The organism is Pseudomonas sp. JAI111 (assembly GCF_024809425.1).
Taxonomy (GTDB): Bacteria; Pseudomonadota; Gammaproteobacteria; order Pseudomonadales; family Pseudomonadaceae; genus Aquipseudomonas.
Genome location: NZ_JANUCB010000003.1, coordinates 630,292 through 641,792, shown reverse-complemented (window position 1 = coordinate 641,792; position 11,501 = coordinate 630,292). Strand labels below are relative to the sequence as shown.

At 60.5% G+C, this 11,501-nt stretch carries 10 protein-coding genes and 1 pseudogene; 7 read left to right on the top strand and 4 right to left on the bottom strand.

The genetic code is table 11. The features are described 5' to 3' along the window. Window position 1: 1 nt before the first annotated feature. The 3 genes from gmd to HNR03_RS13855 form a co-directional block, all read right to left on the bottom strand. Entirely contained in the window at window positions 2–973 is a 972-nt protein-coding gene (gmd, locus tag HNR03_RS13865) for a GDP-mannose 4,6-dehydratase (protein ID WP_109626923.1), read from the bottom strand. Then, on the bottom strand, window positions 970–1,884 hold the full coding sequence (locus tag HNR03_RS13860) for a GDP-mannose 4,6-dehydratase (RefSeq protein ID WP_259154132.1): 915 nt from the start codon (window positions 1,882–1,884) through the stop codon (window positions 970–972). The genes gmd and HNR03_RS13860 overlap by 4 nt, the downstream gene beginning before the upstream one ends. Window positions 1,885–2,100: 216 nt before the next feature. Further along, window positions 2,101–2,316: a hypothetical protein gene (locus HNR03_RS13855; RefSeq protein WP_222590505.1), complete on the bottom strand. Its 216-nt coding sequence runs from the start codon at window positions 2,314–2,316 to the stop codon at window positions 2,101–2,103. Between HNR03_RS13855 and HNR03_RS13850 the strand changes: the two genes are divergently transcribed. From HNR03_RS13850 to HNR03_RS13820, 7 genes and pseudogenes are all read left to right on the top strand, one after another. Beyond that, entirely contained in the window at window positions 2,315–3,880 is a 1,566-nt protein-coding gene (locus HNR03_RS13850; RefSeq protein WP_259154131.1) for a glycosyltransferase, read from the top strand. The genes HNR03_RS13855 and HNR03_RS13850 overlap by 2 nt on opposite strands. After that, window positions 3,874–5,169, top strand: coding sequence for a glycosyltransferase (locus HNR03_RS13845; protein ID WP_259154130.1), 1,296 nt, complete (start codon window positions 3,874–3,876; stop codon window positions 5,167–5,169). The genes HNR03_RS13850 and HNR03_RS13845 overlap by 7 nt, the downstream gene beginning before the upstream one ends. A 77-nt stretch (window positions 5,170–5,246) precedes the next feature. Next, window positions 5,247–5,459: pseudogene (locus tag HNR03_RS13840) on the top strand (SAM-dependent methyltransferase); the annotation flags it as partial. Continuing rightward, window positions 5,456–6,613 (top strand): acyltransferase, encoded by a 1,158-nt coding sequence (locus tag HNR03_RS13835; protein WP_259154129.1) that lies wholly within the window; start codon window positions 5,456–5,458, stop codon window positions 6,611–6,613. The pseudogene HNR03_RS13840 and the gene HNR03_RS13835, both read left to right, overlap by 4 nt. After that, a complete protein-coding gene (locus HNR03_RS13830) occupies window positions 6,607–7,428 on the top strand; it encodes a class I SAM-dependent methyltransferase (RefSeq protein ID WP_259154127.1) in 822 nt (273 codons plus the stop codon). The genes HNR03_RS13835 and HNR03_RS13830 overlap by 7 nt, the downstream gene beginning before the upstream one ends. Before the next feature lie 55 nt (window positions 7,429–7,483). Then, window positions 7,484–8,677, top strand: a complete 1,194-nt coding sequence (locus HNR03_RS13825; protein ID WP_259154124.1) for a DUF3142 domain-containing protein — start codon at window positions 7,484–7,486, stop codon at window positions 8,675–8,677. Next, window positions 8,664–10,811 carry a hypothetical protein gene (locus tag HNR03_RS13820; protein WP_259154122.1) on the top strand — a complete coding sequence of 716 codons (2,148 nt, stop codon included), beginning with the start codon at window positions 8,664–8,666 and terminating at the stop codon, window positions 10,809–10,811. Before HNR03_RS13825 ends, HNR03_RS13820 begins: the two co-directional genes overlap by 14 nt. Before the next feature lie 3 nt (window positions 10,812–10,814). Here the strand turns inward: HNR03_RS13820 and HNR03_RS13815 are convergent, their stop codons facing one another. Beyond that, on the bottom strand, window positions 10,815–11,444 hold the full coding sequence (locus HNR03_RS13815; RefSeq protein WP_259154121.1) for a LysE family translocator: 630 nt from the start codon (window positions 11,442–11,444) through the stop codon (window positions 10,815–10,817). Window positions 11,445–11,501: the final 57 nt, after the last annotated feature.

Sequence of the window (11,501 nt, the reverse complement as noted above, 5' to 3'; positions counted from 1 at the left end):
CCTACTCCTTGGCGACGCGTTTCATGTCCGCGTCCATCATCATGCGGATCAAGGTATCCAGATCTGTTTTTGGCTTCCAGCCCAGTACGCGCTGGGCTTTGGCCGGGTTGCCGAGCAGCACTTCGACCTCGGCCGGGCGGAAGAACGCCGGGTCGATCTTCACGAAGTCGCGGTAGTTGAGGCCAACGTGGTCGAAGGCAATGCGGCACATTTCGCGCACGGTGGTGGTTACGCCCGTGGCGACCACGAAGTCGTCAGGCTTGTCCTGTTGCAGCATCAGCCACATGGCTTCGACGTAGTCGCCGGCAAAACCCCAGTCACGTTTGGCGTCGATGTTGCCCAGGCTCAATTCCTGTTGTTTGCCTTGCTTGATGCGGGCAGCGGCGTCGGTCACTTTGCGGGTGACGAACTCGATGCCGCGCAGCGGTGATTCATGGTTGAACAAGATCCCGCTGCTGGCGTGGAGGTTGAAGCTTTCGCGGTAGTTGACGGTAATCCAGTGGCCGTACAACTTGGCCACGCCGTATGGGCTGCGCGGGTAGAACGGGGTGTTTTCGTCTTGTTGCTCGGCCTGGATCAAGCCGAACATTTCGCTGGTCGAGGCTTGGTAAAAACGAGTGTGCGGGCTGAACTGGCGGATGGCTTCGAGCAAGTGGGTCACGCCCAGCCCGTCGACAATACCGGTGGTGACCGGTTGATCCCAGGAGGCGGCGACAAAGCTTTGTGCGGCCAGGTTGTAGATTTCATCCGGGGCGGATTTGATCACCGCGCGTTGCACGGAGCAGGCGTCGGCCATGTCTCCGTCCAGGTAAACGATGTCGCCCTCGACGCCCATTTCTCGCAAGCGCCAGCGGGCATCGCTGCTGCGACGAGCGACTAGACCGTGGACTTTGTAGCCCTTGTCGAGCAGCAGTTTGGCCAGATAGGCGCCGTCTTGGCCGGTGATCCCTGTGATCAGTGCACTTTTAGTCATTCTTGTCGTACTCGCTTCTCCCAGTCGGACAGGATCGCCCGCAGGGATTGTTGTGTTGTGATTTCAGGCGTCCATCCTGTGGTCTGGGTCAGCTTGGCAGAGCTGCCACAAACGCGACGCTGATCCGCGCGGCGAAGACGCGCAGGATCCTGAATCAGTTGCATGTCGACCTGGGCGAGGTCGCCTAGTTGTTCGATCAAACTGCGAATGCTCTGCTCGCGCCCCGAGCAGATGTTGTAGACCTGTCCCGTCACGCCCTTTTCCAGCAACGCCAGGTAAGCCGAAATGACGTCGCCCACGTCCAGGAAATCGCGGGTGACATCGATGTCACCGACTTCCAGTTGTGGCGCTTGCAGGCCTAGCTTGATGCGGCTGATTTGCCGTGCGGCGCTGGCAATCACGAAGCTGTCTTTCTGGCCGGTGCCGATGTGATTGAACGGGCGCGCGACCATTACCGGCCAGCCTTCGCTCAAGCCCCATTGCAGGCTCAGGAATTCGGCCGAAAGTTTACTCACGGCATAAGGATTGCGCGGGCAGGGTGGCTGGCGTTCGGTGATCGGCAGCTCTGATTCGGCAACCTGACCGTAGACGTCGCCGGAGCTGACATAGAGAAAGGTGCCATTGAAACCACGTGCCTTGAGCGCTTGAAGCAGGTTCAAGGTACCGAGCAGGTTGATGTTCAGTGTGCGTGCAGGATCACGGAAGGCTTCGGGGACAAAGGTCTGGCCGGCCAGGTGAATGACCGCGTCGGGCATCTCGGGCCACAGCCCTTCGAGGCTGTTTGGCTGGCTCAGGTCGTACCGCGATGCAACAGTCAGAAGCTCCCATTCCGAGGCATCAGCCTTCAGGCGAGATTGGAGGTGTTGTCCTACGAATCCACTCAGACCCGTAACGAACAGACGCTTTTTCAAACAGTCGCCCCTTGGTCATAAAACTTCGTCCATTCCCCACAGGCTATGTGGAGATGTCTGACAGACCGGGTGGATTGCTTGGTCGAAAGACAGGCGAAATATGTTGTTGTAGTTGTTTGGTAGCCAATCTGTGCCAATTGCTCGGCAATTTCAACAGGTCCCACCGTGACCGGTCAGTTCTCGTTAGCGTAGCCCGATTTATTCTCGTCGGGCGGTTCACGAATCCTCGATGGATGTGTTTAGAATGCCCCTCGTCACGATTACCCAGGGTTCGGTCGGGTTGTTTTCAAACCCCGCGAAACGGGCCATTAAAACAAGAACGTAGACGGGCAAGAAGACGATGGACGACGACCGGTAAACACCGGGTCGATCCGTGGTTTTGCCGTCATAGAGTGAGGCTGCCGGGATGGCGGTTTCATCGTGGGGTGCCATGAATTTCATTCTTTACTCGGACGTCAACGACAGCTCGATCAGCCAGAGCCTCGGTCGTCCCGAATACAGTTACTACTTCGTGCTTAAGGCCTATCGCCCTGTGCTGGAAAGCCTTGGACGGGTGCATGTGGTGTCCTCCACCGCCGAGGTCGATCCCCTCTATCGACAATTGCTGGCCGCCGGCGAAGACAGCCTGTTCCTGTCATTCACCCCACCGCAGAAAACCCCGAACGACCTTGAGTGCCCGACGATCTGCGTGGTGGCCTGGGAGTTTGACTCGATTCCCGATGAGCAATGGGACAACGACCCGCGCCAGGACTGGACGCAAATGCTGGCGCGCCAGGGGCGCGTCATCACGCTTTCCAGCCACACGGCCCGGGCGATTCGTCGGGCCATGGGCGACGATTTCCCTGTGTTGGTTTTGCCGACCCCGTTGTGGGAAAACTTCGCGGGCATTCGTAGCCGTCACACCAGTCATCCGGTGAATGCCGGCTCGTCCCTGGACATCAAGGGCTGCATTTTCGACACACGCACGCTCGCGCTGTCTGCCGATGCGCTGATTCCCGTACCCCCGACCGCCGAGGAACTGGCGGCGCTGGAGGCTTTGAAGCCGCCACCGCTGACGCTCAAGCGCCGTTTTGTCATTGCCCGTCACTACTTGCACATGTGGCGCCTGGACAAGGGCAAAACGCTGCCGACCCCGGTGCATCGCACGCAGCTGTTGAGCAATTGGTATTGGGAGGGTATTCGCGACTTGCTGTCGGACGCCGCTCATGCGCGCGTTGCCCAATACCTGCCGGCCATCGCTGGCCCGCAGACAATCGCAGCGCACGAGCCGCAACCACGCCAGTGGCCGGACACGACTTCCCAGGTCGAAACCCGGGTTGATGGCGTGGTCTACGCCACCGTGTTCAACCCTCGTGACGGTCGTAAAAACTGGCATCAATTGATCACCGCTTTCTGCTGGGCCTTCCGCGAAACGGACGACGCCACGCTGGTGCTGAAGATTACCCAAAGCGACCTTTCGTCCTACTACGACGAGCTGATGACCTTGCTCGCGCAACTCTCGCCGTTCGCGTGCCGTGTGGTGGTGATGCACGGTTACCTGGATGATCCGCAATACGCCCGGCTCTATGAAGCCGCCAGTTATTACGTCAACGCGTCGCGCTGCGAAGGCCTGTGCCTGCCGCTGATGGAATTCATGGCCAGCGGCAAGCCTGTGATCGCCCCGGACCACACCGCCATGGAGGATTACATCGATGAGCGCGTGGCGTTTGTGGTCAAGTCCAGCGAGGAGCTGACTATCTGGCCGCAGGACAGCCGGATCATTTATCGCACCCTGCGTTATCGACCGGATTGGGGCTCGTTGAAAACGGCTTATGAAACCAGCTACCGAATAGCCAAGGAGCAACCGCTTGAATACCAGCGGATGTCTCGCGATGCGGTCGAGCGCATGCACGATTACTGCGCCTTCGCCCCGGTGCAGGAACGCCTTGCGAATTTTTTCGGGCTGACGCCGCAGGCTCTGCCGAAAGCGACCGTGACGGATAACGCCTCATGCTGATCATCATTCATTCGGAAACCAACCAGCACACCATTACTCAAAACCTGGGGCGTTCGGAGTACAGCTATTACTTCGTGCTCAAGGAATATCGGCCCGTGCTGGAACGGCTGGGGCGAGTCGTGGAAGTCAGTGACCCGCAGACCGAAGTCGATGCCTTGTATCTCGACGCGCTGTCGCGTGGTGAAGACTGTGTGTTCCTGTCGTTCTCGCCACCGCATCGCACACCCGTGCACCTCGCCTGTCCGACCTTGCCGGTGTTCGCGTGGGAATTCAGCACCATTCCCAACGAGCCCTTCGTCGGCGAGCCGCGCAATGACTGGCGTACCGTGTTGCGGGCCTGCGGCGCGGCGATCACTCATTCCAGCTACACCGTAATTGCCGTGCACGAGGCGATGGGGGCCGAGTATCCGATCGTCGCGGTGCCGGCACCGGTGTGGGATCGGTTCTCGGCGCGTGGCGCCCAGTTGCAGCGCCAGCCAACGGCGCATCAGGTTCGATTGACGATCAAAGGCCTGGTGGCGGACAGCCGCACCCTCGATTTGCGGGCCTTTGGGCCGGCGCAGCTGCGCGAGGGCGAAGGTATCGATTTTATGGCGCCACCGCTCGAGCATGAGGTGCTGCTCGACGGCGTGATCTACACCTCTGTGTTCAACCCGGGTGACGGGCGCAAGAACTGGGAAGACATGCTTAGCGCGTTCTGCGTGACCTTCCGTGAGGTCGAGGATGCAACGCTGGTGCTCAAACTGACCCACCATGATGCCGAAGAAGCACTGTCCGACATCCTTCATCACTTGTACAAAAACCAGTCATATCGCTGCCGCATCGTGCTGATTCACGGCTACCTCGCGGATGCGGACTACGAGCAACTGGTGCAGGCGACCAGCTACGTGGTCAACACGTCCTACGGCGAAGGCCAATGCCTGCCGCTGATGGAATTCATGTCGTGTGGCAAACCGGCGGTGGCGCCCCGCACTACGGCAATGATCGACTACCTGGACGCCGACAATGCGTTCCTGATCGACTCGACCGAGGAGCTGACGGCCTGGCCTCACGATCCGCGCCGGGCGTTCCGTACCCTGCGCTACGTCACCGACTGGGCGTCGTTGTGCCGCGCTTATCGGGCGAGCTATGACGTTGCCAAAAACGATGCCGGGCGCTACGCACGGATGTCCGGGCATGCGGTGTCCAGCCTCGAAAAATTCTGCAGCCAGGCGACCGCCGAGCAACGTCTGAAAGGCTTTTTGGCCAAACTGTTCGAAACCCGCGCCGTGGAAACCCCTGAAGCATGATCCGCGCCCTGGCGAGACGTCTGTTTCCAGCGGCGAAACCCGAGCTGGAATCGGTGCCGGTGCCAGTGGAGCAGAGCCGTGTGTCGCCACGGGACGTGGGTTTGCACGACGCGGTGCGTGACCGGATCCAGGCGCCGTATCCGCCAATGATGGAGAGCTGGGCGAAAACCTGGCAAGACCTGCTGGCGCAACCGAACGGTTTGGCGATCAAGCAGATGCTCGATCAATTCTTGCCCAAGAGTCAGGTGATCATTGCGCGCAAGCCTTTGGATGCCGGGAGGGCGTCATGAGCAACGACAGACGGATCATGGACATCGAGTTGTTGCGCGGCATTGCGGTGCTCGGCGTGCTGTTCCATCACTTGCAAGACAGCCTGTTCGCGGCCCCGGTGCCTCTGTTGCAAGCGATCACCGCGCTGGGCCAGCCGTGGTGGGGCGTTGATCTGTTTTTCGCCATCTCCGGGTTCGTCATCGCACGCAGCCTGATCCCAGCGTTGCAAGGGTGCAGCACGCGCCAGGAATACTGGCAGCAAACTCGCAATTTCTGGTTGCGACGGGCGTTTCGATTGTTGCCGTCGGCCTGGTTGTGGCTGGCGCTGATGTTGCTGGCCTGCCTGTTTCTCAATCGCTCCGGGGCGTTCGGTACGTTGCACGCCAACCTGCAAGCGACCCTGGCCGGGGTCGCGCAGTACGCCAACTTCCGCTTCGCCGACAGTTTCTTTCACTATGAGTACGGCACCAGTTTCGTCTACTGGAGCCTGTCGCTGGAGGAGCAGTTCTACCTGCTGTTTCCGCTGCTGATTCTGCTGTGCCGCAAGCATCTGGTCTGGGCGTTGCTGGCGCTGGTCGCGGTGCAGTTATTCACCTTACGCACGCCGATCCTGATGGTGGTTCGCACCGATGCGCTGGCACTTGGCATCCTGTTGGCGATGTGGAGTGCGCAACCTTCATATCTGCGCTGGGAGCCTACTTTTTTACGCCGTCCCTTGGCCGGTCTTTCGGCGCTTATCGCGTTGTCGTTGGCGCTCAGTTTCATGGCGACGGACCGTTTCACCTTTACTAATTACCGCATCGGCGCGATTGCCGTGCTGTGCGCGGCGTTGGTCTGGATCGCTTCCTACAACCGTGATTATTTGATGCCGCGCGGTGTGTTCAAGAACGTGATGACCTGGGTGGGCAGTCGCTCCTACGGGATTTACCTGATCCACATTCCTGCGTATTTGCTGGTGCGAGAATTCACCTTTCGCTTGCAGGTTGCCGGTCTGCCCAGCCCGGGCGGTCATCCGATCCTGACGCTACTGATGGCTGGCGGCCTGATCGCCTTGCTCAGTGAACTCAACTACCGCTTTATCGAAATGCCCATGCGCAACCGCGGCGCGTCGCTGGTCAAACGCCTGGGCACGACCCGAACAGCCGCCCAAACCTCTGGAGCTACCTCATGCTGAGCCTTTTGAAGAAACTCACGGCGGGTACGCCCGCTCCCGCAGCACCTGCGGTGGACAAGGTCGAGAAGGTCGACCCGTACATGCTCGGCCTGCACGATGCGATGCTCAGCGGCTGGTTCAATCAGGAAACCGGCGAGCTGTTCACCGGGTTCCCGGTGAGGGCTGAGGACACGCTGCTGGACGTTGGCTGCGGTGACGGCGGTAACGTGCATTTCTGTGGCATGCGCGGGGCCAAAATCATCATCGCCGATATCGATGCGGCCAAGGTTGAAGCCACCCGCCAGCGTTTGAGCGACACGCCGGCGCGTGACATCGAATGCCATGTCACCGACTGCAACCCGCTGCCGATTGCCGATGCGACCGCCACCCGGGTGGTGTCCACCGAAGTCATCGAGCATGTCGACGATCCGGCGCAGTTCCTCGCCGAACTGGTCCGCGTTGGCAAACCGGGCGCGTTGTACTTGCTTAGCGTCCCGCACCCAAGCTCCGAAGACCTGCAAAAAGACATCGCCGCCCCGGAGTATTTCCAGAAGCCCAACCACATTCGCATCATCAGCGAAGAGCAGTTCAAGGCGATGGTCAGCGACGCCGGCCTGGAAGTGCTCAGCCATAGCCAATACGGCTTTTACTGGTCGATGTGGATGCTGTTGTTCTGGGAAGCCAAGGTCGATTTCAGCAATGCCGATCACCCGTTGCTCAACCACTGGGCCGATACCTGGCAGGCTGTTCTGGCATCGCCCCGTGGCGCGCAGATCAAGCAGGCGCTGGACGCGGTCGTGGCGAAAAGTCAGGTGATCATCGCCCGCAAGCCCTAGCTTCCATGGGTTTTGTGTACCCTGCGACTTTGCGTTGTCAGGGACCCGGCATTTCATGTGTTTAATTCGTTTGGCGGTGGTGTTTGCCGCGTTGATGTTACTCAACGGTTGCGAGCAAAAAACCGCACCGCCGCTCGATCAGCAACTCTACGTCTGGCAACGGCAATGGACCCCGGCCCATGACGCCGCGCTGAAGGACAGCCGCGCGGATTTTTCGACGTTGCGCGTGCTGGCGTTGCAGGCATTTCCTGGGGCCGGTTGGAGCAGGGCGCGGATCAATCCGGCGCTGCTCAAGCGCGATGGCCGCCCGCTGATTGCGGTGATTCGCCTCGATGGCCAACTCAAGGCGCTGGATCAGGACGAGGTTACGGCGCAAATCCAGCAAGTGCTCGGCGATTGGCAAGGGCAGGGGCTGATTCTCTCTGGCGTGGAAATCGACCATGACGCGGGTAGCGCTCGGCTACCGGCTTATCGGGCATTTCTGACCCATCTACGCGCGGTTTTACCCGCTTCTCTACCGTTGAGTATCACCGCGCTGCCGGCCTGGATCGACAGCCCTGAGTTGCCGACACTTCTGGCGACCGTCGACAGCAGTGTGTTGCAGGTGCATGCGGTCAGCGATCCGAGTCGAGGCTTGTTTGACGCGGTTCAGGCCGGGAAATGGGCCAAGGCCTGGAGCGGCATCACGAAGAAACCCTTTTATCTGGCGCTACCGGCCTATGGCGTGGCGTTGTTGCCCCGGGCCAGCGGTGCGCCGGTGGTGGAAAGTGAAGTGCCGGTCGAACGAGTCGGTAAACGCCGGGAATTGCTCGCGGACCCTGTGCAGCTGAGCAAGCTTGCCGCCGAGTTGCGCGCCGATCCACCCGCGCATCTGGCCGGTTTGATCTGGTTTCGCCTGCCGCTGGCGGGGGATCGTCGTGCCTGGAGCCTGAACACGCTGGGTGCCGTTGCGCGCGGTGATGTGCTCGACAGTCACTTGAGTTTGAAACTCAGCGCACAGGATGGTCTCTATGACATCAGCGTCAGCAATCCAGGCAACCTCGACAGTGCCTGGCCCGAACGTGTGACGCTGGCGGTTCAGGGCTGTGATGGCGCTGATGCGCTGGCCGGTTATGCATTGCAACAAAGCCCGGATCTGCTTACCTTCACCCGCCAGCACGAGGGCAGGCTACCGGCCGGCGGGCAACGCGGCATCGGTTGGGCACGCTGCACACACATTGATCAAGGAGGTTCGAATGTTCACCCGTAACTGGCCCCGCCATCTGCTTTGCCTGAGCCTCAGTCTGCCGCTGGGTTCGGCGCTGGCCTGTGGGCCGGACTTCCCGATGCGTTTGCTGGACAACCGCGCCCAGTCGCTGGCAGAGCTGCCGGAAGGCAACTTCCAGTTCGAGATCAATCGCCTCGGACATGCGATCGCCGGGCTGAAGAATGTCACGGCCGCCACCAACAATCCGTCCTCCGGCTACGGCGATGAGCCCAACTACGCCGATCAACGGGACCAGGCCGAGCAAGCCGCCTTGACGGTTGAACAGCAGGCGCTGGTCAAACAGTTGCGCACGCTGACCGATGCACATCAAGTCGAGGCTCAAGGCGCGAGCCTGCCGCCTGAGCACATGCTCTACCTGGCTGGTGCTGTGGCGTTTGGCGCGGGTGATCATGGGTTGGCCGCCGAGTACTTCCAGAAGGTGCTGGCATTGCCGGCGGATCAACGTCCGTTGCGTAGCACTTGGGCCGCCTACTCACTGGGCCGAGCGTTGTTTGCCATGAGCACCGAGACGGGCGCAACGCCTGAGCTGCTGGCGCAGTCACGGAAGGCCTTCAAGCAGACCCGTCAGCTGAGCATTGACGGCTTCAGCGACCCGCTGGAACTGGGTGTCGCCAGCCTCGGCGAAGAGGCCCGCGTGGCCCGGACGGCAGGTGACTGGAACAGCGCCGTCGAACTCTATGCCACGCAAAACCTCCACGGTTCGGCGGTGGGCTACACCTCGCTCAAATTGTTGATGGCTGATCTGCTGGCATTGCCTGACGATCAACTGACCGAGCTGCTCAAAGGCAAACCGGTGCAGCAACTGGTCACGGCATCGCTGATCAGCCGCTTGGGCTGGTCATTCGGTGATCAACCGCCAAATGAACAAAAATTGATCAAACTTCTGCAAAACAGCACGCGCGGCAGCCTGGATAACGCTGATCGACTGGCGGCGATGAATTATCAACAGGGCGATTACGCCAGCGCCAAAGCGTTCCTTGAGCATGCCGGGGACGGCGGTCTGGCGTGGTGGCTGCGGGCGAAACTGGCGTTGCGCGAGGGCGATAAAAACGCGGCGGCTGCGGCGTATGCCAAGGCGGCCCAAGCCTTCCCGCAGAATGAGTCCTGGGGTGAGCGGCGCACGCCGGACTACGACTTTGAAAGCCTCCAACCCAAATGCCGGGTCGAGGGTGAAAGCGCAATTCTGTCGCTGCAACGCGGCGATTACCTGCAAGCGTTCGATCAGCTCTATCGTAGCCAAAGCATCTACTGGCTCGATGCCGCGACCGTTGCCGAGCGCGTGTTGACCGTCGATGAACTCAAGCACTACGTCGACACCCAGGTGTCGGCACCGCCACCGCTCAGCCAGCAGGACCGTGACAATTACGTGCCGTTGCCGGTGGCGGCGAAACTGCGCAATTTGCTTGGGCGGCGGTTGCTGCGCGAAGAGCGGTATGACGAAGCGCTGGTGTACTTCGATAATCCTGATCTACAGAAAAAAGCCCGGCTGTATGCGCAACAACGTCAGTTGGCCGATGCGGCGTGGTGGCCGACAAAGCGCGCCGCCGCACTGTTCAATGCGGCCTGGACGGCGCGCGAGTGGGGCATGGACATTCTGGGTTATGAAATGGCGCCGGACTACGCCACGTTCGGCGGCAATTACAGCCTGGAGACGACTGAGCTCAAGGTCGGGCCATTGGTGGCGGAAGGTGAAATCCAGCGTCAGCAAGCCAGTGCCGCCAAACCCGACGAGCGTTACCACTACCGTTTTGTCGCGACGGCGTTGGCCAATCGCGCTGCTGATAACTTGCCTCACACCAGCCAGGCTTTCGCGGCGGTGTTATGTTCCGCGGCGGGGTGGAACAGTAGCCTCGAAGACCAAAGTGCGCTGTACCAGCGCTACATCAAAGAAGGACCGTACGTGGATTGGGCGGTGGATTTCGGCCACCAGTGCCCGTATCCGGACTTCGAGAACGCCAGCAAACGTTATGTGACCCAGGTGACAGACTCCACCCGTTCAGCTCTGCGACCGTATAAGCGGCTATTGCAGATCGGCGGGATTATCGCGGTAACGGTAACGGTAACGGCAGCGGCGCTGGTGGTGATCAGTCGGCGCCGCCGTCGTAAAGCGCAGTGAGGCTCAAGCCTGTTGAACAAAGGTCAGCCGCACGGCGAAACCAATCAACAGGCTGCCGAACAACCACTGTTGCAGGCGCTGGGCCGACGGGCTGCGTTGCAGCCAGCGCCCCAGTGCGGCTCCGACCAAGGCGTAGGCGCTGTCGAACAGCAAACCGACGCTGACCAGTATCACGCCTAACACCGCAAATTGTGCGAGTACCGGCCCGGCACTGGGGTTGATGAACTGCGGCAGCAATACCGAGCAGAACAGCAGCGCTTTCGGGTTGAGCAGGTTGGTCAGCAACCCTCTTTGAATCGCTTCACGCCAATGGGGTTTCTCGGTGGTTGTGTCTGCACTGTTCAGGTTCGGCAGCATCGTGGTTCGCAGACATTGGATGCCGATCCACAGTAAATACGCAGCCCCCGCCAGACGCACCACATCGAAGGTCCACGGCGCGGCTTTGAACAACGCCGCCAACCCCAAGGCAGCCAACGCCACATGACAACCACGGGCAATGCCCAGGCCCACCGCCGTCGCCAACGCCGCGCCTTTACCCTGCCGGGCGCCGGTCTGTAGCAGCAGAATCATGTCGGGCCCCGGCAACAAATAAACCACCGCCAGCGCCATGAAAAACAGCCAGAGTCCCGCCATGTTGCACCCCATTCGTTGTCGATTTGGTAGCGCCAGTCTAGGACTCAAGGATGGGGC

What these genes read in the sequence shown, in the direction of transcription:
- gmd (WP_109626923.1), bottom strand. Translation starts at nt 973, where the DNA reads ATGACTAAAAGTGCACTGATCACAGGGATCACCGGCCAAGACGGCGCC.
- HNR03_RS13850 (WP_259154131.1), top strand. Translation starts at nt 2,315, where the DNA reads ATGAATTTCATTCTTTACTCGGACGTCAACGACAGCTCGATCAGCCAG.
- HNR03_RS13855 (WP_222590505.1), bottom strand. Translation starts at nt 2,316, where the DNA reads ATGGCACCCCACGATGAAACCGCCATCCCGGCAGCCTCACTCTATGAC.
- HNR03_RS13845 (WP_259154130.1), top strand. Translation starts at nt 3,874, where the DNA reads ATGCTGATCATCATTCATTCGGAAACCAACCAGCACACCATTACTCAA.
- HNR03_RS13835 (WP_259154129.1), top strand. Translation starts at nt 5,456, where the DNA reads ATGAGCAACGACAGACGGATCATGGACATCGAGTTGTTGCGCGGCATT.
- HNR03_RS13830 (WP_259154127.1), top strand. Translation starts at nt 6,607, where the DNA reads ATGCTGAGCCTTTTGAAGAAACTCACGGCGGGTACGCCCGCTCCCGCA.
- HNR03_RS13825 (WP_259154124.1), top strand. Translation starts at nt 7,484, where the DNA reads ATGTGTTTAATTCGTTTGGCGGTGGTGTTTGCCGCGTTGATGTTACTC.
- HNR03_RS13820 (WP_259154122.1), top strand. Translation starts at nt 8,664, where the DNA reads ATGTTCACCCGTAACTGGCCCCGCCATCTGCTTTGCCTGAGCCTCAGT.
- HNR03_RS13815 (WP_259154121.1), bottom strand. Translation starts at nt 11,444, where the DNA reads ATGGCGGGACTCTGGCTGTTTTTCATGGCGCTGGCGGTGGTTTATTTG.